Origin of the sequence: Pseudomonas sp. P5_152 (genome assembly GCF_033989915.1) — a bacterium.
GTDB lineage: Bacteria > Pseudomonadota > Gammaproteobacteria > Pseudomonadales > Pseudomonadaceae > Aquipseudomonas.
This window is the reverse complement of the sequence record NZ_JASFAH010000002.1, coordinates 269,948-295,521: the sequence shown is the minus strand read 5'-3', so window position 1 is coordinate 295,521 and position 25,574 is coordinate 269,948. Positions and strand designations below refer to the sequence as shown.

17 protein-coding genes are annotated in these 25,574 nt (G+C 61.1%); 6 read left to right on the top strand and 11 right to left on the bottom strand.

The features are described from left to right. Entirely contained in the window at positions 1–849 is an 849-nt protein-coding gene (locus QMK50_RS01245; RefSeq protein WP_237234920.1) for a copper resistance protein B, read from the bottom strand. Next, entirely contained in the window at positions 846–2,582 is a 1,737-nt protein-coding gene (locus tag QMK50_RS01240) for a copper resistance system multicopper oxidase (protein ID WP_320332278.1), read from the bottom strand. Before QMK50_RS01240 ends, QMK50_RS01245 begins: the two co-directional genes overlap by 4 nt. A gap of 220 nt (positions 2,583–2,802) precedes the next feature. On the opposite strand from QMK50_RS01240, the gene QMK50_RS01235 reads away from it, so the two are divergent. Beyond that, entirely contained in the window at positions 2,803–2,991 is a 189-nt protein-coding gene (locus QMK50_RS01235) for a hypothetical protein (RefSeq protein ID WP_095170484.1), read from the top strand. 16 nt (positions 2,992–3,007) lie between these two features. On the opposite strand, the gene QMK50_RS01230 is transcribed toward QMK50_RS01235, so the two are convergent. The 3 genes from QMK50_RS01230 to QMK50_RS01220 all read right to left on the bottom strand — a co-directional run bounded on the left by QMK50_RS01230 (position 3,008) and on the right by QMK50_RS01220 (position 9,434). After that, positions 3,008–3,388, bottom strand: coding sequence for a fe2+ zn2+ uptake regulation protein (locus QMK50_RS01230; protein ID WP_095170482.1), 381 nt, complete (start codon positions 3,386–3,388; stop codon positions 3,008–3,010). Positions 3,389–3,622: 234 nt separating this feature from the next. Next, complete coding sequence (locus QMK50_RS01225) at positions 3,623–4,609, bottom strand: FecR family protein (protein ID WP_320332277.1); 987 nt, start codon at positions 4,607–4,609, stop codon at positions 3,623–3,625. A gap of 97 nt (positions 4,610–4,706) precedes the next feature. Continuing rightward, the gene (locus QMK50_RS01220; RefSeq protein ID WP_320332276.1) at positions 4,707–9,434 is read right to left on the bottom strand and encodes a dermonecrotic toxin domain-containing protein; all 4,728 of its coding nucleotides are present in this window, start codon (positions 9,432–9,434) and stop codon (positions 4,707–4,709) included. A gap of 208 nt (positions 9,435–9,642) precedes the next feature. On the opposite strand from QMK50_RS01220, the gene QMK50_RS01215 reads away from it, so the two are divergent. Then, positions 9,643–10,674, top strand: coding sequence for an Ldh family oxidoreductase (locus QMK50_RS01215; RefSeq protein WP_159996201.1), 1,032 nt, complete (start codon positions 9,643–9,645; stop codon positions 10,672–10,674). 134 nt (positions 10,675–10,808) lie between these two features. Here QMK50_RS01215 and QMK50_RS01210 read toward each other — a convergent pair whose 3' ends face one another. After that, positions 10,809–11,126 (bottom strand): DUF883 family protein, encoded by a 318-nt coding sequence (locus tag QMK50_RS01210; protein ID WP_095170474.1) that lies wholly within the window; start codon positions 11,124–11,126, stop codon positions 10,809–10,811. Positions 11,127–11,291: 165 nt separating this feature from the next. Between QMK50_RS01210 and QMK50_RS01205 the strand changes: the two genes are divergently transcribed. Continuing rightward, on the top strand, positions 11,292–11,543 hold the full coding sequence (locus QMK50_RS01205) for a hypothetical protein (protein WP_095170472.1): 252 nt from the start codon (positions 11,292–11,294) through the stop codon (positions 11,541–11,543). 67 nt (positions 11,544–11,610) lie between these two features. Here QMK50_RS01205 and QMK50_RS01200 read toward each other — a convergent pair whose 3' ends face one another. Genes QMK50_RS01200 through QMK50_RS01190 form a run of 3 tightly spaced genes read right to left on the bottom strand, consistent with a single transcriptional unit; the run spans position 11,611 to position 14,193 of the window. After that, positions 11,611–12,153 carry a GNAT family N-acetyltransferase gene (locus QMK50_RS01200; protein ID WP_159996199.1) on the bottom strand — a complete coding sequence of 181 codons (543 nt, stop codon included), beginning with the start codon at positions 12,151–12,153 and terminating at the stop codon, positions 11,611–11,613. Positions 12,154–12,191: 38 nt separating this feature from the next. Beyond that, positions 12,192–12,665 (bottom strand): LEA type 2 family protein, encoded by a 474-nt coding sequence (locus tag QMK50_RS01195; RefSeq protein ID WP_095170469.1) that lies wholly within the window; start codon positions 12,663–12,665, stop codon positions 12,192–12,194. A 55-nt stretch (positions 12,666–12,720) separates the two neighbouring features. Next, on the bottom strand, positions 12,721–14,193 hold the full coding sequence (locus QMK50_RS01190; RefSeq protein WP_320332275.1) for a nucleobase:cation symporter-2 family protein: 1,473 nt from the start codon (positions 14,191–14,193) through the stop codon (positions 12,721–12,723). 230 nt (positions 14,194–14,423) lie between these two features. Between QMK50_RS01190 and zapE the strand changes: the two genes are divergently transcribed. Both zapE and QMK50_RS01180 read left to right on the top strand, forming a co-directional pair. Next, positions 14,424–15,548, top strand: a complete 1,125-nt coding sequence (zapE, locus tag QMK50_RS01185; RefSeq protein WP_320332274.1) for a cell division protein ZapE — start codon at positions 14,424–14,426, stop codon at positions 15,546–15,548. Between the two features lie 95 nt (positions 15,549–15,643). Continuing rightward, positions 15,644–16,135 (top strand): GNAT family N-acetyltransferase, encoded by a 492-nt coding sequence (locus QMK50_RS01180; protein WP_095170463.1) that lies wholly within the window; start codon positions 15,644–15,646, stop codon positions 16,133–16,135. Between the two features lie 41 nt (positions 16,136–16,176). Here the strand turns inward: QMK50_RS01180 and QMK50_RS01175 are convergent, their stop codons facing one another. Both QMK50_RS01175 and QMK50_RS01170 read right to left on the bottom strand, forming a co-directional pair. Then, entirely contained in the window at positions 16,177–18,423 is a 2,247-nt protein-coding gene (locus tag QMK50_RS01175; protein ID WP_320332273.1) for a TonB-dependent siderophore receptor, read from the bottom strand. Positions 18,424–18,596: 173 nt separating this feature from the next. Beyond that, on the bottom strand, positions 18,597–20,336 hold the full coding sequence (locus QMK50_RS01170; protein ID WP_095170459.1) for a phosphoethanolamine transferase CptA: 1,740 nt from the start codon (positions 20,334–20,336) through the stop codon (positions 18,597–18,599). A gap of 239 nt (positions 20,337–20,575) precedes the next feature. Here QMK50_RS01170 and QMK50_RS01165 point away from each other — a divergent pair, with 239 nt between their 5' ends. After that, positions 20,576–25,519 (top strand): dermonecrotic toxin domain-containing protein, encoded by a 4,944-nt coding sequence (locus QMK50_RS01165; protein WP_320332272.1) that lies wholly within the window; start codon positions 20,576–20,578, stop codon positions 25,517–25,519. Positions 25,520–25,574: the final 55 nt, after the last annotated feature.

Here is a 25,574-nt window from a genome sequence, read left to right as displayed (position 1 = left end):
TCAGAACCAGAGCCGCACGCCGGCGACGAAGCGCGTTTGGTTGCGCTGTTCGTCATCCTCGCCAGTGTAGTCGGCGGTGTTGCCGTAGGTGCTGCTCCAGGTCACGCCAATGTACGGGGCAAATTCGGGGACGATTTCATAACGCAGGCGCACACCGGCTTCGGTGTTGGCCAACCCCGCGCCGATCCGCCGTTCGGGGTCGTTGCGGCTGTACAGGTTGAGCTCGGCGCTGGGCTGCAGGATCAGCCGGTTGCTCAGCAGAATGTCGTACTCGCCTTCCAGGCGGAGGGCATTTTGCCCCTTTTCGCCGACGAAGAGCGTGGCTTGTGTTTCAAAGTTATACAGGGCCAGGCCTTGCACCCCGAACGCGGCCCAGGTCTGCGGCGAGCCTGGCTGGAAGTCCTGGCGCAGGCCGGCGACCAGGTCCCACCAGGGTCCGATGGCATGTCCCCACAACGCCTGCACTTCGGCTTTTTCGGTGTGGCCATTGTTGCGTTCACCTTCGGTGCGCAGCCACAGCCGGTCGATATCGCCGCCCACCCAACCACTCATGTCCCAGGCCAGGGCGCTGCCGTCGTCGGCATCCTGGTACTCCAGTTGGTCGATCAGCCAGAAGCCATTGAGCGCCTTGTCGTGAACCCTATGCCCATTGACCGCCGGGAAGGCTGCCCGGCGGTCCGCGTCGCTGGGCACGGGAATCGGCGTGCGGCTCTGCAGCGTGGGCATCTGGCTGTGGTCCATGGCAGGCATCGCGCCGTGGCCCATGGCCGCGTGGTCGATGCTTTCGGCCGACTGGGTCGGGCTCAGGTAAACGCCGCACAGTGCGGCCAGCAGCAGGCGAATGTTCATGTCGGGCTCCCCGGTTCATCGACGCGCACTTCGCGGAACATGCCCATCTCCATGTGCAGCAGCAGGTGGCAGTGATAGGCCCAGCGGCCCAGGGCATCGGCGGTTACCCGATAACTGCGGCGGGTGCCGGGCGGCATGTCGATGGTGTGCTTGCGCACCTGGAAGCGCCCGTGCTCGTCCTCAAGATCACTCCACAGGCCGTGCAGGTGAATCGGGTGGGTCATCATCGTGTCGTTGACCAGGGTGATGCGCAGGCGCTCGCCGTAGGTCAGGCGCAGGGGTTGGGCGTCGCTGAACTTGATGCCGTCGAATGACCAGGCGAAGCGCTCCATGTGCCCGGTCAGGTGCAACTCGAGCGTGCGCGAGGGCTCTCGCCCGTCGGGGTCGGCGAAGGTGCTCTTGAGGTCGGCGTAGGTCAACACTCGGCGGCCATTGTCGCGCAGGCCGATGCCCGGGTCGGCGAGCTTGGCGCTGGGGCGCATGGTCTGCATGTCCACCAGCGGATTGGCGGTTTCCGAAGCCGGATGGCTTTGCAGCGGGGCGGCCATGCCGGGCATGTTGCTGTGATCCATGCCGGCCATCTGGCTATGGTCCATGCCCGCCATGCTGCCGTGGTCCATGCCCATGTCGGCCATGCTGATTAACGGCCGCGGGTCAGGCTGCGGGACCTCGGCGCTGAGCCCCTGGCTGGTGGCGAGCGTGCCGCGGGCATAACCACTGCGGTCCATCGACTGGGCGAACAGGGTGTAGGCGCGGGCGCCGGTGGGCTGGACGATGACGTCGTAGGTCTCGGCAACGGCGATGCGCAACTCGTCGACGGTGACCGGCTGCACGTACTGGCCATCGGCCGCGACCACGGTCATCTGCAGGCCGGGAATGCGAAAGTCGAAGTAACTCATGGCCGAGCCGTTGATCAGTCGCAGGCGCAGCTTTTCCCCCGGCTGAAACAGGGCGGTCCAGTTGGTTTGTGGCGTCTGGCCGTTCAGCAAGTAGTGGTAGGTTTCGCCGCTGACGTCTGCAAGGTCGGTGGGGCTCATGTTCATTTGGGCCCACATGGTGCGGTCCGCCACTGTCGCCGCCCACCCGTCGCGGCTGACGTCGGTTATGAAGTCGCCGACCGTGCGCTGGTGCCGGTTGTAGTAGTCGGACTGCTTTTTCAGGGTGCGCATCAGGTGTTCCGGGGCCTGGTCGCTCCAGTCGCTGAGCATCACCACGTAGTCCCGGTCGTAGGCGAAGGGTTCGGGGTCGCGGGCGTCGATCACCAACGGGCCATAGACGCCGGCCTGTTCCTGCAGGCCGGAGTGGCTGTGGTACCAGTAGGTGCCGTTCTGCTTCAGGGTGAATTGGTATTCGTACAGGCCATCGGGGGCGATGCCGTGGAAGCTCAGGCCGGGCACGCCGTCCATGTTGGCCGGCAGGATAATCCCGTGCCAGTGGATCGAGGTGTCCTGCTTGAGTCGGTTGTGCACGCGCAAGGTCACCGTGTCGCCCTCACGCCAGCGCAGTAAGGGGCCGGGAATACCGCCGTTGATGGTCATGGCGGTGCGTGGGCTGCCACTGAAGTTGACTGGCGATTCGCCGATCCACAGGTCGAAGCGGCTACCGGTCAGGGTCGAGGAGGCTGTGTCTGCGGTCACGGCCCAACTGGTGGGGCGCCACAGGCCGGTGCCCGCCAGGACAGTGCCGGCGGTCAGGCTTTTGAGCAAAGAGCGTCGCGAGGGTGTTGAAGGCATAAAAAAGTCCCGTCAATCCTGAAGCTTCAGGTTTGGCAGGACCTTAAACGGCCCGCGCTGTCAGTAAACTGAGGCGCGGATTACCGATTTGTCAGCTGCGTGGCGCGCCCGGCGAAACATCTTGGGTGTACCATGTGGCCCGCGTGCTGCTGGCGCCCCCGAACAGGGATGGGGCCGGCCCGCTGCAGGACTCACACATTCACAGGTTCAGGAACCCGCAATGACCCAGTCGCAACGTTTGAAATACTCGATTCTGATTTCCCTGGTGGTCCTGGCGATCATGCTTGGGCTGTCATATCTGCAGAATGCCGGGATCATCAGCGAAACGCTGTTCCAGTACATCGCTATTGGCGTGGCCGTGTCGGTGGTGGTGATCAACGGCGTGATGCGGCGCAAGGTCAAGCCCTGAGCGAGGTGGGCCAGCGTCAGTCGAGGCGCTGGAGCACGGCAGCAGCCTGTGGATGCAGGCTGTAGCTTTTATCCGGGTTGAGCACGATCACGCCTTCGCTGCACAGGCGCTTCAAGACTTCACGCACGCTGAGAAAAGACAGCGGGATGTCCAGTTCCAGCAAGTGGCTGTGCACCCCACGCACGCCCAGCGGGTGGTCGTTTTCCGCGGCGCTGAGCAGTGCATCGATCACTTTCAAGCGTATCAGGCTGGTGCGCAGGCCAAAGCTCTTGAGCAGTTGGCGGATCCGCTCGTTACCGTGGCGCTCGACCGGTTTGCCGAACACAGTGACATCCTGACCCAGGGAAACACCTTTCGGCGCGGGTTTACCATCCGTTGGCAATTGCGAGTTGTACATGCAGAAAACTCCTTTTCAGAGCCTGATCAGGAAAATGTGATTTGTGCTCTCTGTCATTAAGACGAATGAGCGGGGCAAATCATGAAGCTCTGAATGTAGAAATTTTGTCGAAAGTACGTCAGCGAAGGGTGAGACGCCGATATTTCGGGCCAATGGCCTGTCAATTATTTTCCGCCGATTCGTATCGATGGCAAGGCAAAAAACGTTTTTGCCATTGCGGGCCCGGCCCCGGGGTTACTTCGGCCGGGAGTTGAGCACGGTCCGGCCGTCGGCGTTGTGCGTCAGGTACACCGGCAACACCTTGGGCAGCGAAGGCACCAGGCTGTGTAGCTGGCTGATGTTGTAGACCCCGCCGATGCGGATCATCCCGGTGTCAGTGTCGGCCAGCAGCACCGGCTCCTGCAGGTAACGATTGATCAGCGGCAGGGCTTCGTTGAGCGTCAGGTTGTCGAGCACCAGGCGGCCATCGCGCCAACTGAGGGACGTGTCGTTGGCGTAGGTCTGATTGATCTGCGGTTGGTAGTCGCCGCCCTTGTAGCGCGCCTGCATGCCAGGACCCAGGCGAAAGCCATCGCCGCGCTGGGCATCGTTGCTGGTCACCAGGACCGAGCCTTCGAGCAAGGTCACCCGGACCTGGTCCTGGTATTTCCAGACGTTGAACTGGGTGCCAGTGACGCGAATCTGGCCGTCAGCCGCCTTGACCACGAACGGGTGGCTGGCGTCATGGCTGACTCGAAAGAAGGCTTCGCCCTGTTTCAGGGTGACCCGGCGCTGGTCCTTGTAATTGCTGTAGGTCAGCACCGTGCCCAGGTTCAGTTCAACCTGGCTGCCGTCGCTCAACGTCACCTGGCGCAGTGCACCTTGGGCCTCGAAGCGCTCGTAGGAGTCTGGCAACCAACCCAGCTGCCAGCCACTGAATGCGGCCAGCGGCAAGGCCAGGGCACAGACCGCCGCCGCCATTGCCAGCCGCTGCCAGCCTGGGCGGACCACAGGGCTGGGAGCGATGGCCAAGTGTCCCGGGCGGGGCAGATGGTCACTGACCTCCCAGATCTCCAGCATCGCTTCATACTCCAACGCATGCAGGGGATGGGCGTCGCGCCATTGCACAAATGCCTGGCGCTCGGCTGCGCTGCAGTCCTGGGCATGCAAGCGCATGCACCAATGCGCTGCGGCGTCAGTGACGGCGTCGTCGTCTGCTGGAGTGAGTGGGGTTTGGCTCATTGATGCTTCCTGGTTTCGCGCATTCTAACCTTCACCACCAGCCGGCGAGAACAGCCGTCATGGCGATTGAGCATCAATGAGCGGCTTTTTCGTCAGTTTACGGGACCGGGTCCAGGCGCCGGCCCATTTCAGATACCAGGCGTGCCACCGATTCGGCATTGCGCAGGATGGTGTCGATGCGTCGATCGGCTGAGTCCGGGTTGAGGAAGGCAATACGCGCCTCACGCATATTATTGGTGCCGGTGGCGGACCTGACCGCCGCGCGCAATAGGCTAGCTTCCGGGGCGTCGTCAAAACTTTCCCATTCACTTTCTGCGTGGTTCCAGTAGGCGAACAGTTCCTCCGCCGGCGTGCGCAGGGACAGCGCGTTACGCTGGAACTCCTCATGTGCGGCCTTGAGCAGGCGGTGAGCGTGGGTGAGGGTCGAGACCAGGTCGCTGAAGGGTCTGCGGGCTTCCAATGTGGCCAAGTCATAGGTATTGGAAAACAAGTGCGAAAACTCGTGGATCAGGGTGACGGCCTGGGCGTGGGCGGTGATATCGAACGCTTCGGTCAAGGCCCCCTCATACATGTCCAGTTGCTGGTTGAAGAAGTGCTCGGTGAAATGCACCGCGCGCTGCGCGTCCTCACTGACCACAAAAGCGATCACACCCTCCGAGGGATTCAGGTTGGAGCCAACCACAAATCGATTGTGGTCGAGTTGGTCCAGGCTCGGATCCACCAGGGCTTTGCACAGGGGCACAATCGCCTCTTTGATTTTGCGCAGCAGGTTTTCATCGACGCTGTCGACGTCAAACATTTCCTTGAAGAAGACCTCCAGGCGTGCCCCGCGCTGGGTGCTCTTGAGCTGGGCCAGGTTGTGCAGGCTGTTGAAGGCGTAGAACCGAGCAAGGTCGAGTGCTTGCACGATCTGCCTGGCTTTTTCCGGGAACAGTTGGCGGATCGATTCCATGCCCCGGGCTTGGATATTGATGAGACTGCGTACCTGGTGCCGGGTTACCAGTTTGCTGTGCAGTTTCGACAGCGCCTTGCCGTAGTGAATGCTATGCACATCAGGGTCCAGCAGCCATTGGCTACCCTGGTTCAGGACATAGGGTCCCTGGTGCGTGGCCTCGATGATGCGCGGAGCGATGGCTTGCTTGCTGATTTGGTAGACCTTGCCCTCCACCGGGGCATAGTGCTTCCCGACAGCCAAGGGGTAGCTGCCATCGGCAGCGCGCTTGCCGGAGAGGGTCATCTGCGTGGCTTCGAACGGCTGCAGCCGGGTCCGCACGGGCGCGCAGAGGTCGATGGCCTGGGTCTCGCGGCGCACCCCTTCGGGGACATGCAACAACTTGCCGAGCCTCACCAGTTGCGCAACACCGTTGATAAAACTCGGCAGCACGCTCCTCCAGTGATGATCCTGCAAGGCCTCGGCCGACTCCTTGAAGGATGTGTAGCTTTGCCAGAGCGCTAGGGGAATCGCCAGTTTGCCCGGCAAAAAACTACCGCCGTATTTCAAACCCTTGGCGAACAGAGCCTTGAGCGCGTCCCAATCGGCCAGCGCGCCACGTTCGCCCTGACTGCCCAGCAGGTGTGACAGCAGAACGCTGTTGTCGCTGAACAAGCGATGCAGCAGGTTGCCCTGGATCGGCTGGCAGGCGAGCTGGATATCGCTGTCGGGGCCGCTAGCCAGCAGGTTCTGGTAGGTCGCCTTGTGCGGGTCGGGTAAGCGGCGCAGCAGCAAATCCTGCAGCGGCCCCGGGTGGTTGATCGCAGCCACCACGCTCGCAGCGTTTTCAAACTCGCTCAAGCCCAGGTGTTTGTCATAGGGCGCATAGAGAATCTGCGGGCCGCTCTCGGGTTCGCCGATCAGGTACAACCCCAACGCCTTGACGGCAGAGGCACCTTCGGTAGCGATCAGTTCAAGGGGCCGGACGATCGCCTTGGCCTCGCTGACGCTGGCGCGCGCCAATGCATCCGGCATGTCCAGCACTTGCTCGACCAGGGCCAAGCCTTGCTCGGAGAGTGTGCCCTGCAGGTTCAGGGCGTGGGCGTGCAGCAGCAATTGCCAGGGTAACTGCCGGACGAAACATTGCTGGCGCTTGAGGACCGCGTTGGTGTTGCCGCTCAAGTGTTGGTTCAGTCGTTCACGGTAGGCGGTCTTGATGTCCAGTTGTAGCAACAGCTTCCTGATTTCACTGGCAGTTACCTGTGCGGGGAGCGCCAGGGCACTGCCCGAAGTGATCGCGAAACCGGCGTCATGCAGCACATGGGTGGGGTTGAGTGCGAATTCACTCAGGGTCTGTACCGGGCCGGTCAAGGCCAGTGTGGGCGTCACCTGCAACTGATCGGGGTCAAGCTCGACTCCAGGGAATCGCGCGCCAAGCAGTTGCTTGAGGCGCTCGCAGACGTAGGCTGAAAAGGGTTGCAGGTCATCCAGGTAATCGCTTCCGGGGTCAAGGCTGAGACGAAACTGCTCCAGCAATTCGGCATGCTGCTGCAGTTGTCCGAGAGAGGCAGAGCCGAGCCAAGCGGGTAATGAGCCACGGGTGATGATTGCCTGGGCAATCTGCATGGCATGTTCGAGATTGAGCGGCGTGGGCGACAATTTATGCCGTACGAAATCCGCGCGTACGCTGGCGTCCGACAGTCCGAGTGCGCGGGTATGCCGGCGTGCGGCGATGAAGTGGTTGATCGCCGATTGCTGACGCTCCTGCAGTACATGGCCTTCAATCAGGCGCAATGGTCCCAGGGTGTAGTGACGATGAGGGCGGTAGAGGTCACGCGCAAGGTTTTCAAGCAGCCCCTGGCGCGCACCTTCATCGAGCAAGCGCTGGCCCAGTTCGAGCTGGGCGTGGGTGATGGAAGCGAAGGCCTCCAGCCCTTGTGCCGGCGTCCAGAGGATGGCCCGTCCCGAGTGTGATGGGTCCATGCCACCCCGTTCGGTCAGCAGCAAACAATTGGCCAGCGGCATCAGGTCAGGCTCGCCCGTGCAGTGCAGGGTCAACGACCAGGCATCGGGCCGGAAGCCGCGTAACGCGTGGCGTTGTCGTCTGGTTGCGGCATCGGGATTGAGCGCAGTGTCGACGATGGCCTTGTCGTACGCACTGAACGTACTGAGCAGTTGGCGCAGAGCGGCTTCGCCGCGAATACCGACCGCCAGGGCGTGGCCGAGGTCGGGCTTGAGACCTTCGAGGAAGGTTTGCTGGAGTGCCAGGTTGTCCGCGGGGAACGTGGCGAATTTTGCAGTCAGGGAGTCGAGTACGCTGCGCAGGGACTTGAGGTGCAGCTTGGCCCTGTCCGTCACCACGATGGAGGGGTGATGCTCACCGCTGATCAACGGCCGCAGACTCCAGCGCGGCTGATCCGCCGACTCCAGCAACGCGCTGTCGAGCATGACGCGCACATCCAGTGACTGATCGAACAATGCCGGCAGGTCGATCGCCCCTTCGCTGTTGCGAAACACATCCAATGCGTGGCTGATGCTCTGCTGTTGCTTGCTGATGATGTCCGCCACCAGGCGCTGGAACAGGCTGCCGAACAGCGGTTCGCCAGACACTTGGGGCTGCTCCAGGCGCAGCAGCAGGTTGCGCTCCGGCAGGCTCAACAGGCTGTAGACCTGATCTTCATGCCCGCTGCTGGTGACCATGCGTTGCACGGTCTGTTTCAGCTCGGCGTAGTTCCCCAGCACTTGCAGGCCCAGGGGCTGGCTATACAGGTAGGCATTGCTGCGGTTGCTCAGCATCAGTGTGCTGGCCGGCTCGACAAAATGCTCAGGGTGCTCCCACAGGCGCGCGGTTTCTGCCTGTAACTGTTCGGCGTCGTAGTTGGCGGGGATGTCCGCACGTTCGAGCAGCGCCACCAGGGCCTGATGCTGTTCGGGGTCAAGGATTGCATCCTGGCGCTTGCGCAGCAGGTCGAGGCGCGCCTTGTCACGCATGGCCTGGGCAAAAAAAACCTGGCGCGTACCGACGACCCCGGCGTCCGCTGCCCAATAGCTGCGTAATCGCTCGGCCAACATGGGCGCCAGCCCTTGGGCGATGGTCTTGACTGCTTTTTCCCAGGGGGCAGGGTCATCGGCAGTTGGCGCCAGGCGCGGATTGGCAAACTGCCGGCTAAGGCCCGCAGGCCATGCGCGCTGCAGGAAAAAATCAAGCAGAGCCTGGGTCAAGGGTTTGCTGTCGACCTTGCTTCGTTGACCTTCAGTGCCAAGCGCGAAGAAATCGACACGGCTTTGGCGCTGATCCAGGCCGGGGAGCGCGCTGCTCAGTTCACGGTCGAGCAATTGTTCAAGCAAGTGGCTCAAGGTGGGCAACTGTTCAAGCTGTTCGCGCATCAGGCTGAGGTTGTTGCCCTGGCTGGCCGCGAATTGTCGCGACTGGTGCTCGAACACCAGGTCGTCGATGACCGCATGGCTCAGGCTGACGCTGTTGTCTTTGGGCCATGCTTCACGCCAGGCGATGGGCAGGAAGCGCAACAGTTCCAGCCGCTTGCCGGGGGCCTTGAGCGACTCTTGTAGTGCCTGAATCACGGCACGAGGGTTGTCGAACTTCTGCAACCCGCCGTAGGGCGTGTACAGCACAGCCTTATGGTCAACCGGGGTCGGGTGCAGCATGAAGCTGCCGGCCAGGGGCTGTGGCTCGCGGTCCTTGACCTTGAGCGCGATGGACTCGACGGTCATGGGGTCGGGCTGCGCCGCACGTATCGTGTGGCTGGCGAGTTCTACACTGCGCAACCAGGCCAGGTCCGCGAGGGTGAAATCCAGGGCCCGTAACCTTGGGCTGAGGACTTTGATGTCTTGCAGGGCTTCAGGGAAAAACAGCGGTAGGAGCTGGTCAGTCATGGTGTTGGTCTCGGTGTGACGCGACGATTTTCAGTCGCTGGGGGAAAGTCCAAGGCTAAGTTGGCCGAGACGGCGCAGGGCGGTAGATAGTTAGTGGGCTGCGGGTTGCCTTTCGACGGTTGACAGCGGGCGCGTCAAGGGGTGTTTAATCAGCGCCTCAGGATCCCCCGCGCTGTTGCCCCCTCCAATAAAAAATCTGGAGCTTCAGATGTCTGTGTCACACGATCAAGCTGGCTCACATGCGGTGTCGTACCCAGCACTGGTGAATCTTCTGCAAGGGATTTTTCTGCGCCATGGCACCAGTCCCGAAGTCGCCGCGGTGCTGGCCAACAACTGTGCCGGGGCTGAGCGTGATGGCGCCCACAGCCATGGGGTGTTCCGCATTCCGGGATATGTCTCGACGCTTAAAAGCGGCTGGGTCAATGGCCAGGCGGTACCCGTGGTGGAAGATGTCGCCTCGGGGTTCGTGCGGGTCGATGCGCAAAACGGCTTCGCCCAGCCGGCTTTGGCTGCTGGCCGCGAATTACTGGTGGAGAAAGCCCGCAGCGCCGGGATCGCGGTCATGGCGATCCGCAATTCCCATCACTTTGCGGCGCTCTGGCCGGACGTCGAGCCCTTTGCCTATGAGGGGCTGGTTGCGCTCAGCGTGGTCAATAGCATGACCTGCGTGGTGCCCCATGGCGCCGACCGCCCACTGTTTGGCACCAACCCGATTGCGTTTGCCGCGCCACGGGCGGATGCCGAGCCGATCGTCTTCGACCTGGCCACCAGCGCCATCGCCCACGGCGATGTGCAAATCGCTGCACGCAAGGGCGAGCGCTTGCCTCCTGGCATGGGGGTGGACAGCCTGGGCCAGCCGACTACCGACCCGAAGGCGATACTCGAGGGCGGTGCGTTGTTACCGTTTGGCGGTCATAAAGGTTCGGCGCTGTCGATGATGGTCGAGTTGCTGGCGGCGGCGTTGACGGGGGGCAATTTTTCGTTCGAGTTCGACTGGTCCAACCACCCGGGAGCCAAAACCCCATGGACCGGGCAGTTGCTGATCGTCATCGACCCGAGCAAGGCAGCGGGGCAGAACTTTGCCGAGAGAAGCCAGGAGTTGGTGCGGCAGATGCATGCAGTCGGTTTGCACCGACTGCCGGGTGACCGTCGCCATCGCGAGCGGCGTAAAGCTGAGTCGGCCGGCATAGTGCTGGACGATGAAATCCTGGCGCAGTTGCACAGCCTGGCAGAGGACTGACCTGCTGATTTGCCGGAACCGGCTGGCTATCAACCACAGGGTCCCTATACGTGTAGGAGCAAAGCTTGCTCGCGATGCATCACCGCAAAGCCGAGCCTTGCTCCTGCACCTCCATCAACGAAGTCTTGCGGGACTCAACGGCGCCCCAACAACAACCCCACCACCAGGCCAAACCCGGCGGAGATCGCCACAGTTTGCCAAGGATGCCCGCCGATGTAGGTTTCAGTCGCCTCGACCACCGGTTGGGTGCGTTCACGCACGCTGGTGACCGAGTCGCGAGCCTGCTGCAGTTTCAGGGCAATTTGCCCGCGCAGGGTCTCGGCTTCCTCGCCGACCAGGGCGGCGCTGCTTTTCAGGAGCTTTTCCGACTCTTCGATCAGCGCTTGCAGCTCACTGAACGCCTGATCCTTGATTTGCTCTTCGTGAGCCTGGGCGGCAGTTTTTCGGGCCATCGGGTAACTCCTTGCAGGGTAAAGGGACAGTGAACAATGGAGTGTAGGCGGCAGGTAAAAGTTGCAGATTTTTTCTGCGATGGCCCTTGGTCCGGGTAAATCCGTCGCCGGAGATTTCCACCTACAGTGTAAGATGTCGCCTATTTTATGCAGCAGGTAACTCCCATGAGCTTCAATCTGGCCGACAAGCCCCTTGCCGAGCGCGCCGCGCTTGAAGATGAAAAGTCCCGTCTGTTCGACCTCTGGCAGAGCAACCTGGGCAAATCCAAGGGTGAAGCGGCCCGTCTGTTCGGTGAGCGCTCCAAGCGCAAAGGCAAATGGGCAGAATGGGTCCGCGCGGAGCTGGACGCCATGTCGCCGCCGGAATACGCCAACATGGTGCGCAGCGAAGTCAATCGCCTGATGGCGGCCAAGTAAACGCTGCGGGTTGGCAGCGCGGTGTTCTCGGGTCCATCGCGAGCACGCCGCAAGCGGGCACTCGCTCCTACAGGCGCTGCCACTGCTCGCGGGTGATTTCCCAGGTTTCTGTGGCGTAGCGACCGCCGACGAAGTTGCCTTCATCGACCCGGATCAGGCGCATGCCGCTGCGTTCCGAGAGTCGGCGTGACGCCAGGTTGGGCGAAGCCTTGGGCACTCGCATCAGCTCGCGCCCAAGGTCCTGGAACCAGTAGCGAGTGACCTCGGCCGACGCTTCGGCCATCAGCCCCTGGCCCTGCCACGCAGTGCCCAGCCAGAAACCACGGTTATTATCCTGTTCGTCCATCAGGCTGATGTTGCCGATCAGTTGCTCGGGGGCCGACTTCAAGCGAATCGACCAATGCCATTCATCGCCTCGGGCAATCGCCGGCAGGGCGATGTCACGCAGGTAGACCAAGGCACCGTCCGCTGGATACGGCCAGGGCACCAGGGCATTGAGGTAGCGCACCACGTCCCAGTGGGCGAACTGCTGCTGGATGGCCGGGGCATCGGCGAGTTCCAGCGGCTTGAGAATCAAACGCTTGGTATACAGCGTGGGGTATGGGGCCATGTAGCAATCCACCTCCTTGGTATGATCGGCGCGCGATGTCAGCGGGCACCGGCAGTTGGGCCGGCCAGGCTCAATTGGCCGCTGTCGACAAAACGCTGGGTGCCGAACAGGCCGCCCGCCAATTTTCCGCGCAGCACGTAGGGCAGGTTGTCCAGGGACTGGGTCTGGCTCAGCCCCAGGGTCTGGCGCATCACCGAGAACGCCGAAATGCTCACCGGCACACTGATCAGCGCCTCGCTGAAGCGGGGGATCGAGCCTTGCTGGTCACTGACGCCGCTAGCCAGTGGTTGGCCGTTGACCTCAAGGTTGAGGGCCACGCCGTTGTAGTCGATCGGATTGTCGTTGGGGTTCTGCAGGCGGATCTTGACCGCAAATCGTACCTCCAGGCCTTGGCTTGGCAGCGGCTCGAGGCCGACCACGTTGACGTTCAACGGGTCGCGATCGGGAAACAGCGCGCAGCCACTCAGGCTGAGCAGCAACAGGGCAAGGCCGGCAACGATGAATCGGCGCATAGAGGGGCTCTCATCAACAAGGGTCGAACCGCCAGCGGCTCGACCCACCAGCGGGTTAGCGCTTCAAGGATGCGACCGCCGCGGGCTTGAGCGGTTCACCCGGGTGGCTGACATCGGGGTTTTCCATGACCTGGAGAATCGAGGCCTCGGGGTCGAAGTCGTCTTCTTCCTGCTCGATGAACTCCTCGGGCAAAAAGATATTCAGCACGATAGCGCACAACGCACCGACGGTGATCGGTGACTCGAAAATGTTGTGCAACGCCTTGGGCAACTCACGCAGCACTTCCGGCACTGCCGCGACACCCAGGCCCATGCCCAGGGAGATCGCCACGATCAGCATGTTGCGCCGGTGCAGCCCGGCCTCGGCGAGGATCTTGATTCCGGCCACGGCCACCGTGCCGAACATCACCAGTTCAGCGCCGCCCAGTACCGGCTTGGGCATCAGTTGCAACACTGCGCCAATCATCGGGAACAGCCCCAGCAACACCAACAGGCCGGCGATGAAAAACGCCACATAGCGGCTGGCAACGCCGGTCAGCTGGATCACCCCGTTGTTCTGGGCGAAGGTCACCATCGGCATGCTGTTGAATACCGCGGCCATCGCCGAGTTGAGACCGTCGGCCAATAGCCCGGACTTGATCCGGCGGATGTACAGCGGGCCCTTGACCGGTTGTTGCGAGATCATCGAGTTGGCTGTCAGGTCGCCCGCGGCCTCCAGGGGCGAGACCAGAAAAATCACCGCGATCGGAATGAACGCCACCCAGTCGAAATTAAACCCGTACTTGAACGGCACCGGCACGCTCATCAGGGGCACGGCGGTCATGTTGGCGAAGTCGACGTCGCCCATCAACCAGGCCACCAGGTAACCCAGGGTCAGGCCGATGACGATGGCCCCCAGGCGCAGGAATGGCACGTCGACCCGGTTCAGTACCACGATAGTGCCCAGCACCAGGGCGGCCAGCAGTAAATGGTGGGCGCCACCCAGGTCAGTCGCGCCAAAGCCGCCGGCGATGTCGGTCATGGCGACCTTGATCAGCGACAGGCCCATCAGGGTGATGATGGTGCCGGTGACGACCGGGGTGATCAGCATGCGCAGCTTGCCGATGAACTGGCTCAGCACCACCTCGATGAACGCGGCAAAAAAACACACGCCGAAAATCGTCGAGAGGATTTCATCGGTGCCGCCACCCCGCGCCTTGACCATGAAGCCGGCGCTGAGGATCACGCTGATAAACGAGAAGCTGGTGCCTTGCAGGCACAGCAGGCCGGAACCGACCGGGCCGAATCGGCGTGCCTGGACAAAAGTGCCGAGGCCGGAAACGAACAGCGCCATGCTGATCAGGTAGGGGATTTCGCTCTGCAGCCCCAGGGCGCTGCCCATGATCAGGGTCGGGGTGATGATCCCGACGAAACTTGCCAGTACGTGCTGCAGCGCGGCAAACACGGTCGCAGTGAAGTGTGGGCGGTCGTAAAGGCCGTAGATCAGGTCGGAACGCAGGGCAGTTTTTGCGTGGTCAGATGAGGTCACGGGGAGAGTGCCATTAAGGCCAGGTCAGAAAATGGAGGCGCAGGATGCCAGAAAGGGGGGGCGGCCAGAAGTGCCAAGGCACTAAAGCGTTGAAGTTTGTGGGCACATCCGTTGGTGCGGTGATGGCTGATTAGGGTTCAGCCCTTACGGCCGGTCTCTACCTGGCATCTGGCGGATTATCCCTGAGGGCATGCGATACTCCGGTTTTTGCGCACTGACCCCAGGCAGCCATGACCTTCGACTCACCCCTCAGCGCTTATCAATCGGCCATCCGTCAGCAGGGCTTTGTTGTCGACGCTGCGCAGGAACGCGCAGTGTTGGCGTTGCAGGAGTGTCACCAGGCCCTGCATCAAGGCCAGGCGCCGATCACTGGGGTTTATCTGTGGGGGCCGGTGGGGCGGGGCAAGACCTGGTTGATGGATCAGTTCTACCAGACCCTGCGGGTTACGGCGCGCCGGCAGCATTTTCATCATTTCATGGCCTGGGTGCATCAGCGTTCGTTTCAACTGACCGGCACCGCCGACCCGCTGCGGGCGTTGGCCCGGGAGTTGAGCCGGGAGGTGCGGGTGCTGTGTTTTGACGAGCTGTTCGTCAATGATATTGGTGACGCGCTGATCCTCGGCCGGTTGTTCCAGGTGATGTTCGATGAAGGCGTGGTGTTGGTTTGCACGTCCAACCAGCCGCCCGAGCAGTTGTATGCGGATGGCTTCAACCGTGACCGTTTTGTGCCGGCGATTGCCGCGATCCAGGCGCATATGCAGGTGGTGGCGGTGGACGGCGGTGAGGATCACCGCTTGCATCCGGGGGTGAATCTGCAGCGCTATTGGGTCTGCGAAGCAGGTGAGCCCGGGGGGCTGAGTCAGGTCTTTGCCGAGCTGACCGCGGGCCAGCCGGTGTCCAGCGCGCCGGTGACTATCGGTTACCGTACGGTGGCGGTGGTCCAGGCCAGTGACAAGGTGCTCTGGTGCCGTTATGCCGACCTCTGCGAGCAACCGTTGGCCGCCATGGATTTCATGGCGCTGTGTGATCGCTTCAGCGCTATTTTGATCAGCGAAGTGCCTAATCTCAGTGCCCGGCAACGCCCTGGGCGGATTGCCCGCGGTACCGAAGATGGCAGTGCCCGTGTCGCTGCCGGTGATCGCGAGTTGCCGCAACTGTCCGTCCACGATGACAGCGTGCGGCGTTTCATTGCCTTGGTCGATGAGTGCTACGACCGCAAGGTCCCGTTGTATCTGGAGGCGCAGGTGCCGATGGATCAGTTGTATACCGAGGGCTACCTGGAGTTTGCCTTTCGCCGCACCTTGAGCCGTTTGAAGGAGATGCAGTTGCGGCGGTTTGCCCAGGCCCAGGGCTGATGCCACTGTTGTCCGGGCGCGCGTCACAGGGTAATGTCGATTGCCCCGGGCGCTAGCCGCAGGGATGCCCGCTTATTGTTCGATCGAGGAAGGAAATGGAATCCGCAGACATCCTGGTACTCCAGGCCAGCTACAGCAACCCAACTCACGCCGAAGCCATAGGCGTAGTGCTGGACCACTATGCGCAAGACCCGATGGGCAGTGGCGCACCGTTGCCCGCCGACGTATTGCAGCAATTACCCGGTGAATTGGCCAAGCGTCCCCATGCGTTCAGCGTCCTGGCTTTCGTCAATGGTGAGCCGGCCGGGCTGGTGAATTGCTTCGAGGGGTTTTCGACCTTTGCCTGTCGCCCGCTGGTCAACGTCCATGACGTTGCGGTGGTCGGCAAGTTTCGCGGTCTGGGGCTGAGTCAGAAGATGTTGCTCAAGGTCGAGGAGATTGCCCGTCAGCGTGGCTGCTGCAAGATCACCCTGGAAGTACTGGAAGGCAACGCCGTTGCACAGGCGGCGTATGACAAATTTGGCTTCGCCCCCGGCATGTTCGATCCGGACCACGGGCGGATGCTGTTCTGGACCAAGCCGCTGTAACGTGCAGGAGCGCCGGACGGCGCTCCTGCAGTACGTGAGGGTTAGAGCTTGTAGTCCAGGCTCAAGGTGACGGTGCGCGGGTCACCCCAGAACACACCGTTGTAGAAGCCGACGTTGTCGTAGTACTTCTCGTCGAACAGGTTGTCGACGTTCAACGATGCGGTGAGGTGCTTGTCGAACTCGTAGCGCGACATCAGCTTGACCACCGAATAGCTGTTCTGGTTGATCCGGGTTTCCTTGGTCACGATGTCACCATCGGCGTCACGTCCAACGGGGCGGCTGGCGAATTCGTAGATGTCGCTCTGCCAGTTCACCGCACCCCCCACCGTCAGCGCATTCCATTCACCCGGCAGGCGATAAGCCGTCGAGATGCGCAGCATGTTCAATGGCTGGTTGGTGTTGTTGCGCTCACCTTCACCGTTTTTTGAATGGGTGTAGGTGTAGCCGGCCGTCATGTTCCAGCCCTGCATCACCTCGCCCGATACTTCAGCCTCGAAACCGTTGACCTTGTTGCCCTTGCCGCCGGACTTGTAGAAGTCTTCACCGGTGGTTGGGTCCGGCCGCACCGAGTCATCCAATTCAGCGACGTTGTCCTGCTTGCTCCAGAACACCGCCGTGGCGACGTTCAGGCGCTCATCGAGCAAGCTGCCCTTGAGCCCCAGTTCGTAGTTCTGGCCGACAATCGGGTCCAGGTACTTACGGCTGGAATCACGCTCGGTCTGCGGCTTGAAGATGTCGGTGTAGCTGACATACGCCGTGTACTCAGGGGTGATGTCGTACAGCAAGCCGGCGTACGGGGTGAAGACGTCGTTTTGGGTCTGGCTGCTGTGGTCGTTGCCGGTGCGCTGGTTCTGGTCGTTGAAGCTGTAGGAGTTGCTGTCGGTTTTCCAGCTGCCATAACGGCTGCCCAGGACCGCATGCCACTGCTCGGCCAGGCTCAGGCGGGTGGCCAGGTAACCGGCTTTTTGCTTGGTGCTGTCGTTCGAGCCTTCGATACCGGTGTCGGTGTCGCGGAACTTGGCGATGTTGCCCATGTACTTCCAGTCGGCAATGTTGTCGTAGCCCGCTGGCGTCGGCGCAGACACCAGGTACGGGTTGGACGCGCTGCGCTCGGCTTCGCCGTAGCCGATCATCAGCTCGTGTTCGCGTCCGAGCAACTGATAGGGGCCGGCGAAGTTGAAGTCATAGACTTCCATCTTCTGCTCGCCCTTCATGTGGCTGCGGTAGGCGACCATGCCGCTGCGGTCGTCGTTGGGGTAACCGCCACCGCCGTAGTAGACCTTGCCGTCGGTGTCACTCTCACGGTAGGTATAGGCGCCCTTCATGTGCCAGCCATTGCCCAGGTTCTGGTCAAGGTTGGCGAAGGCGGTCTTGTCCTTCAGGGGCCAGGAGCTCCATTTGGTCGCCATGTTGGTCGAACGCGACAGGTTGGCCTTGTCGCCGTTGGATTTCCAGTACGGCACCGTGCCCCAGGACGTGCCCTGGACCTGTTTGTCCTGATAGTCGTAACCCACCGCCAGCACGGTGTCATCGGTGAGGTCCGCTTCGAGGATCCCGTAGCCGACTTCCCGTTGCAGTTGGTAGTGGTCACGGAACGATTTGCTGTCGCGGTAGGCCAGCACGCTGCGGCCACGCAGGCGGCCGTCGAACGCCAGCGGGCCACCAACATCGACGTAGCTGTAGTAATCGTCATAGCTGCCGCCGCTGACGCCGGTCTTGGCTTCCCATTGAGCGGTCGGACGCTTGCGCACCATGTTGATGGTGGCCGAAGGGTCGCCCGCACCGGTGGTCAGGCCGGTGGCGCCGCGGACCACTTCGATGCGGTCGTAGATGATGGTGTCCGAGTCGGACTTCATGCGCCCGAAGGTGTTGAGCATCCCATCGATCTGGAAGTTGTTGATCGAGTAGCCGCGCGAGGAATAGCTGACCCGGTCGGAGTCGTTGTGCTGGACCACCACGCCGGTGGTCTGGCTCATGGCCTCGGACAGGGTGGTGAGCTTGAAGTCGTCCATCTGCTGACGAGTGACCACCGAGACCGACTGCGGGGTTTCCTTGATGGAAAGGTTGAGCCGTGTCGCCGTACTCATTGCACCGGTGGTGTAGGAGTCGGTGTTTTCAGTGGTGGTACCCAGACCCACTGCATTGACGTTGGTGGTATCCAGTTCGAGCGCCTTGGCGGCAGGCTCCTGCTGTTTATCCGGCTTGGTGTCCGCATGGGCGGAAGGGCACAGGGCGAGACTGCACAGGCCCAGGGTCAAGGTCATGGAACGGGTAATAGGCGCGAACATCGCAGCCGACTCCTTGTCTTCGATGGAAAATTTCCGTTTGCTCAAAGACGAAGGTGAATCAGAAAATTTAGCTCAAATGCGAATAATTATTAATCTATTTTATTCGAGGGGCTTTCGCGAAGGCTCATGGCCAGCAAAAACGGGGGGCCGGAACCGGCCCCCGCAGGGTTCACTTATTGGGTAACGACGGCCGCGGTAGGCGCCTTGGGCTTCATCAGGCTGAAGTCGATCAGCGCTTTCTGCTCACGTTCGTAGGGGTTGCCAATCAACAGCGGGCGCGCCTTGAAGCTGTCGCTGACCAGGCTCTTGCTGTGGTCCAGTTCGTCGAAGCTCAAGCCGGCCAGGTCCGCCCAGGTGTGGATCAGGTGCGAACTGCTGTAGGGCCGCTGCAAGTCGCCGGCAAAATCCCAGGCGTGGTTTGCCCGCCATTTCGGCGAAGCCCAGGCCATGAACGGAATGGTGTACATGGGGGCAGTGGGTTTGGACTCGTTACGGCCCAGGGTGTTGTGACCCGCCGAGTCGAACACGTCTTCGCCGTGGTCGGAGAGGTACAGCAAGAAGCCGTTCGGATCGGTCTTGGCGTAGTCCTTGATCAGGCTCGAGACCACGAAGTCGTTGTAACGCACCGCGTTGTCGTAACTGTTGTAGGTTGGCAACTGGTCGTCGCTGACCCCGGGCGGCACGCCCTGACGGTCCTTGAAGGTGTCGTAGGTCGCAGGATAGCGGTACTGGTAGCTCATGTGGGTGCCCAGCAGATGCACCACGATGAATTTACGCGGCGCACTGTCGGCCAGGGCCTTGGTGAAGGGCTCCAGCACGTCACCATCGTACTGGCGGGCGTTCTGGTTGCGATTGTTGTTCAGGTAGACCTGCTCATCCGCCTGCTCGGAGAACGTGGTAAGCATGGTGTTGCGCTTGGTCATGGTCTGCTGGTTGGTGATCCAGTAGGTCTTGTAGCCGGCCTGCTTCATCACGCTGACCAACGATGGGGTCTTGAGGTACAGGTCCGGGTTCTCTTCGTCGGCGAAGGTCAGTACCTGTTGCAGCGCTTCAATGGTGTAGGGGCGCGGGGTGATGACGTTGTCGAACACCGCCAGTTGGTCCTTGAGCTTGTCCAGCTCCGGCGTGGTTTGCCGTGGATAGCCGTACAGGCTCATGCGCTGGCGGTTGGTCGATTCACCGATCACCAGGACCAGGGTCGCGGGCTGGCCGGCCATCGAGTCCTTGAAGTTGTGCAGCGGCGGGACCTGGCTGGCGTTGTCGAGCATGCCTTGCATGCTGGCCAGGGTTTCGCCGTAGCGGCGATAGGCAACCAGCATCTGCCATGGCACCGCCGGTTCGATGCGGGTTTCGAATTTTTCGTAGCCGGCGGCCAGGCTGCCGGTGCGCGCGGTCTGCTTGACCAGCGGGTAGCCAATGACCGCGACCAGGATTGCCGTGGCTGCCAGCAAGGCCTTGCCGCGCGGCAGGTAAACCGGGCGCAGGCGGCTCCAGAGGAACAGGGCCACGGCGGTGTGCGCGAGGAATGCGGCCACCATCCACCAGGCAAAGTACTGCGTCATGTACTCGCCGGCTTCCGAGACGTTCGACTCGAACATGATGAAGATGACGCTCTGCGAGAACTCCTGCTGGTAGATGAAGAAGTAACCCAGGCTAGCCATCGAACAGGCCCAGAGCACCACGCCAATCACCGCCGCGAGTAGGCGCGTACGGGCCGGGAACAGCAGCATCGGCGCGAGCCAGATGGCGGACATCACGAAGGCCTGGCGGAAACCGGTGAACCCGGAGGTGCCGGTCAACAGGATCAATAGTTGGGTGATGCCGGAAAAATACCAGAAGAACAGGAACAGCCAGCCCAAGCCTGCCCAATCAAACCCTTTTGCAGGCGTACTGCTGCGTTTAAACATCGCCATTCAGCGCTCCAGCTGATTAATGACTTCAACCACTGAAAGTGTTGAGCGCCAGTGACAAAAAAACGCTCGAAAATCGAGCGTCAACAGTGTTTACAAGTATCTGTAAGTTCATGTGAAAGTTTTGTGAAGCTATGGGTGAGGATACTTAGTTACCGCACGTTCTTCAGTGAAACCGCATTACATCCGGTTGAAGCAGGCCAGGGCGCCTGCTGCTCATTCCATGACAACAGGATGCTGAAATGACAGACACTCGCGCAACACCCGAGGACGTTTCCGACACATTGGCGCAGGCGGTATATGAAGAGTTCAAGGGGCGACCGATAGTGGTCACGGCGGCCCTGAAACAATTCGGCGCGGCCCTGAACAATCGGTACCCCGGGCTGAACATCGACGTGTTGACGACCTCGCTCAACTCACCCAACTGGGTCAGCGCAAACCGGGCTGCACTTGAGGGGGAGGGCGACAGCAGTCACTTTGTCGCGCTCGAGGGTCCGTGGATCGACGGTTACACCACAACACCGCTGTTCGAGGTGATGATTCACGCCATTACTGCAAGGGCCGAATTGACGTTCACCCATGATCACTTTCTGAGCGACGGGCAAAACATGCGGCTCGCCGTCGAAATGCGCGAAGTCGAAGACCTCTTGCGACGACTGCCCAGGGTCATGCTTGTTGCATTGCAGCAGGCGCTGACGGATTACTGGAATGAGCCGGCGGTTGACGGCACCAGCCGCTGGCAATGGCTCGGCGATGTCCTCAGAAGCGCATTGCTGGTCAGCATGGGGCCTTCGGGCAGCGGTGCGTTTCTGGATGCCGGGCAGGTCGATACCGTCCTGCAAGTCATTCGTTGCCCCATCAAGGAGGACCGAGTGGCTCGTTACGGGCCAGACTGCACGCGGGTTTTCCTCATCGACTATCACGCCCGGACCGGACGTACTCACAAAGCTCACCTGGCGTTTGATCTGGTAGCCGTGCGCACGGTATCGACGCGGGACATTGTGATGGGGTTCAGCACCAGCGGCGTTATCGAGACTTACGACACATGGCAGGCCTTCGCTGATTCAGAGGGCGACAAATGGGGACGCAGGCAGGAACTCAGTGTGCTTGAGTTGCAACCCTATGAGTCGTTCGGCGATGTCTTTGTGACTCAGGCCCAGGCGCTACTCAATAATCAACTTGAAAGCTTGAGCTTCTTCGGGGTATTCGAAGGCCAGGACCTGAAAGTGCTGGAGGAGCGCTATGCGAGTCTGACGGATCTGGCTCCCCATTTGCTCAAGCAGAACCCCGGTGCGTATGAGCAAGTACTGTACAGCGAAGTCGGCAGCCAGTTGCCTGACTGGATAGAACTGGCCACGCCCGCCGAGACCCAGGAGTACAGTCGCTACATGTTTCGCCTGGCCGCCCTCCAGTTGGCGAGCAAGGGGCAGGAGTACAGCCACGGGATTCGTACGGCTGAGCAATTCGCCCGGGAAGTCCTGCAGGACGGGATGGCCGCGTACGGCGAGGCGGTGGATCCAGACCAGATCGACATCACTCAGTATCGCAATGAAGACGGTTTGTTGGTGATCGTAGGGCCAGGAACCGGACGGTTTACCAGTGAAACCCTCAGCCTGACTCATCGAGCGTTGAACAACCTTGCCGGCGTGCCATTCCTGGTCTCTGAGTTCAAGCGCAAGGACGGTTCGGCGGCACCGGCCTGGATGACCCTCGACACCGTCAGGGAACTGATTCGCGATGCCGATATCGGCAATAACTACCCCGATGAAGTCAAAAGGCTACTGCTCGATGATCCGGTACAGCGAGCCGAGCGCGAAAAGCTGTTCAGCGACCAATTGCGCATTCAATTACCGATGCTGGCACTGGAGAACAGGATCAGGAAGCGCTCAGGGTTCACTGATGCCGGGTATCGCTGTGTGGCGGCCAACATGGAGCCGGATCCGCAAGCTCGGCGTGTGAGCGGGCAAGTGATGCTGGCCAGGACCCTGGCCTTCAAGACCGACGTATCGAACCACACGCATGTGGTTGCCGATATGTTTGTGTTTGGCCCCGCTGATGTGACGGCCGGGCCCCATGTGCTGTATCGGCCGCTGTACCCCGAACCATTGATCGAGTTTGCTTCGCTCGATGCCTTGATGGCTGAGATCGTCAGCAACGACCCTCGACCTGCGCTGGTGTCGGTCGCGCAAAGCAAGTCCAATCCATCGTTGCAGCAAAGCATCCTCGACTGGTTGGCGCCCGATGCACGGAAAATCTATGACAATGGCGGTTTTCTGGAACCCCACCCGGTGGGAATCATATTCGAAACGCAGCTATGGCCATCGGCTCCCGCCCGATTCGATCTGCAGCAGCTCGACGACAAGGTGCTGGCTCATTTGTATGAAGCCAACGCCAACGTCCTGGCCCAGTTGGCTGACGAACAGACGCTGTCCAATGCCGAGTACCGCTGGAATACGCTGAAAGAGATGGGCTTGATCATCTTCAATAGCGTGCTTAACACGGTATTACCCTTTGTCAGCGGACCTGCAGCTGCCGTTGGCTGGTTGTTAGTGGTGGAAACCGCAGTTCTGGAGGCCCTTGAGCCACTGGCGAGCGACGACAGCGAGCCGGCCAAGGACTTCACCTACAACCTGCTCATCAATCTGGCAGTGGCCTTGCTGATCCAGCGTCTTTCACCGGGCGCCGGTACAGCGGTAAAACCCTTCGAGCACCATGCGATCGTCTCCCGGCCGGGTGCTCTTGAAGTCAGCGCAGTGATCAAACCACCCATCGGGCCGGGTGCGGCCAGCGCCATCAGTGACAGCGTGCTGGATTTCTCTACCCCGGTATCGGGTGACTCGCGTCGATTGCTGGAGCGTTTCCTGAGCACCGAGCAGGCCGGACGCGGGCAGGTGGTCACAACGCCAGCGCCCCAAGGCATCGTAGTGGTCGGGGGGCGCTGGTATGCAAAAGTGCCGGCTCGCCTGCGTGGGTACGGATGGGCCAATGTAGAGCCCGCCGAGGGCGGCAATGTGGTCATCCTCGATCATCTTGGGAGGCCGATAAAAGGACTGGAACTGAAGAACAATGGCCAGGATCTCTGGGAGGTAGCGCCGGAGTTTCGTGTGCGCGGGGGGGGACCGGGCATGAGTCGCTACCTGTCGGATGTCTTCGCCGATTCGCAGCTGCGGGCGCGACGTGCCGACTATGCGCTGAAAGTCAAAAGACTCAAGGATCGCCTGCCGGGCCTGCACGCCAGTGTCACCCAGGCCCAGGAGGTTGGGCAGGGGGCGCTGGAGAGAGCGACGGCGATCGCCAATGAGATCGTCGACAAGACCAAGGCCATTGACGCCGCTATCGGTGCAGAGCGCAGCCGGCGGCAGGAAGAGCATGTGGCGCTGAGAAAGAAATTGCACGCCGCCGACCTCGATTACAAGAAGAAAGCCAGGACCTTTATTGACGGTCATCTGGACCTGATCAAGGTGTATGAGGAGATCGCGATCCTGCTTGCAAAAGACAAGGACTACCAGCGTGACGCCATTGTGGAGAATCTGCAGGCGCTCGTCGCCAGCTATGGCGTTGTCGACGAAAACCTGATTCGGGTGTCGGCGGTATGGGAGGAGTCGGGGCTTTCATTGCGCACCCTTTTTCCACTGGCCTTTGAGCTGCGCACCGCGGTCACCGATGTGCCGTACAGTGTGTTGCTGGAAGCCAGGAAACGCATCATCAATGGGTTTGCGGAGCGCATCAGGATCAGCTCCCGGCTCGAGAGCCTGATGACAGAGTTGGAGGTGTTGGATAGCAGTGTCCGAAAAGGCTATCTGCAAAGAACCGGCTATCTGTCGGCGCAGACACAACATCTCAAGGACATACTGGACAAGCGGGTGAAAACCACCGACTGGCTGATCGTGCACGAGTTGTTGTGTTTGCGCGGGGCATTGGCGGGTGACCCTGGGCTTGTTGAGCCCAGCCTGGCGGAAGTCGCGGGACTGGAAGGGTTGGGCAAGGCGAAACTGGGCGCGGTGACGGACAACGTGTTGCGCTTGAGCGCGACGCAGGGGTTTGAGCCCAGGCAGCGTGTCGAGCTGCTGCAGGACGCGGTCAATGTTTACAACGATGCGGAACTGATGGCGGCCAACCTGCGCAAGGTTGGCGATCGACAAAGCTACGTACCGCAGCAGTTTCTCGAGAAGTTCCTTGAGGCGCTGAGGCGGGTGCGCGCTATCGCGGAAGCAGAGCTCAGCGAATCGATCAGTGAAGACGTGCAGGAAGAGACCGCAGGGCAAGAGGGTGCGCAACCTGCCGAAGAACGGGTGAAAAAGGCCAGAAGGAGAATCAAGCGCCCCAACGAGCGCCTGATCCAGACGGCGGATGGTTTTCGAGTGGGCGATGTCCGCGAGAAAAGTTCGGGTGAAACCGGCGAAACGGTGGTGGTCCAGGACGCGGCAACGGACAAGCAGATCATTTTCTACAAGGATGAAGGGCAAGATCTTTACCGGCAGCGGGAGGAGGAGCCTGAAGTACCTGTGGCAGCGCCACCGAAGCCGGCCCTGGCGCTCCAATCGCTGCTGGACAACGGCAGGAAACTGGTCGAAGGGATAACCCCGCTGATCGCAAACTATAAAAAAGATGTCTCCCGGTACCGCGAGCCCGCCAGTGTGGAAGACCGGTTTTTGTCTCAGGCAAAAAAACTCTCGGAGCTGGCCACGCAAATTCAACAGAGAATGAAAGGTGTTACGGGCGCGGACCATGGAGCGGCGGTCAAGGTATTTCAGGACCTCAGGAGCACCAGCGAGCGATTGACCAGCGAAGGGAAAAAGCTGCGCGTCGAGATTACCAAGCAGCTGCCACCGAATGCCGGAAGCTTCGAGTACCTGCTGGGGGAGCGGGAGGTCCACGTCGAGAATCCGTCCTGGACCGACAAGTCTACTGCCAATCAAACAAGCTATTTGCTGGAATACGACATCGTCGACAGCACCAGCCGCATTGGTAGAAAGGTACTGTGGTACGCACACTTTCACTGTACGGCCAAATCGGTCCTGACCCTGACCGAAGCCCACCTGAAACTGGCGCGCCTGCGGTTCGTCACGGTCAAGGATCAGGTGCAACACCCCGAGCTCAACGCGGGAAAAGTGGTGTACCCGGGGGGAATGAAGGCGGCGTTCGCGAAAAAGTACTTTTTCGATGCCGTTCCACCGACGGCATAGCATGCCCTGGTGTCCTGATCAGTGCGTTGCGCTTGCCGGGGAAGCAGGTGCAACC

What these genes read in the sequence shown, in the direction of transcription:
- QMK50_RS01245 (WP_237234920.1), bottom strand. Translation starts at nt 849, where the DNA reads ATGAACATTCGCCTGCTGCTGGCCGCACTGTGCGGCGTTTACCTGAGC.
- QMK50_RS01205 (WP_095170472.1), top strand. Translation starts at nt 11,292, where the DNA reads ATGAGCTTCAATCTGGCCGACAAGCCCCTTGCCGAGCGCGCCGCGCTT.
- QMK50_RS01210 (WP_095170474.1), bottom strand. Translation starts at nt 11,126, where the DNA reads ATGGCCCGAAAAACTGCCGCCCAGGCTCACGAAGAGCAAATCAAGGAT.
- QMK50_RS01235 (WP_095170484.1), top strand. Translation starts at nt 2,803, where the DNA reads ATGACCCAGTCGCAACGTTTGAAATACTCGATTCTGATTTCCCTGGTG.
- QMK50_RS01215 (WP_159996201.1), top strand. Translation starts at nt 9,643, where the DNA reads ATGTCTGTGTCACACGATCAAGCTGGCTCACATGCGGTGTCGTACCCA.
- QMK50_RS01240 (WP_320332278.1), bottom strand. Translation starts at nt 2,582, where the DNA reads ATGCCTTCAACACCCTCGCGACGCTCTTTGCTCAAAAGCCTGACCGCC.
- QMK50_RS01220 (WP_320332276.1), bottom strand. Translation starts at nt 9,434, where the DNA reads ATGACTGACCAGCTCCTACCGCTGTTTTTCCCTGAAGCCCTGCAAGAC.
- QMK50_RS01180 (WP_095170463.1), top strand. Translation starts at nt 15,644, where the DNA reads ATGGAATCCGCAGACATCCTGGTACTCCAGGCCAGCTACAGCAACCCA.
- QMK50_RS01165 (WP_320332272.1), top strand. Translation starts at nt 20,576, where the DNA reads ATGACAGACACTCGCGCAACACCCGAGGACGTTTCCGACACATTGGCG.
- QMK50_RS01230 (WP_095170482.1), bottom strand. Translation starts at nt 3,388, where the DNA reads ATGTACAACTCGCAATTGCCAACGGATGGTAAACCCGCGCCGAAAGGT.
- QMK50_RS01195 (WP_095170469.1), bottom strand. Translation starts at nt 12,665, where the DNA reads ATGCGCCGATTCATCGTTGCCGGCCTTGCCCTGTTGCTGCTCAGCCTG.
- QMK50_RS01225 (WP_320332277.1), bottom strand. Translation starts at nt 4,609, where the DNA reads ATGAGCCAAACCCCACTCACTCCAGCAGACGACGACGCCGTCACTGAC.
- QMK50_RS01175 (WP_320332273.1), bottom strand. Translation starts at nt 18,423, where the DNA reads ATGTTCGCGCCTATTACCCGTTCCATGACCTTGACCCTGGGCCTGTGC.
- QMK50_RS01170 (WP_095170459.1), bottom strand. Translation starts at nt 20,336, where the DNA reads ATGGCGATGTTTAAACGCAGCAGTACGCCTGCAAAAGGGTTTGATTGG.
- QMK50_RS01200 (WP_159996199.1), bottom strand. Translation starts at nt 12,153, where the DNA reads ATGGCCCCATACCCCACGCTGTATACCAAGCGTTTGATTCTCAAGCCG.
- zapE (WP_320332274.1), top strand. Translation starts at nt 14,424, where the DNA reads ATGACCTTCGACTCACCCCTCAGCGCTTATCAATCGGCCATCCGTCAG.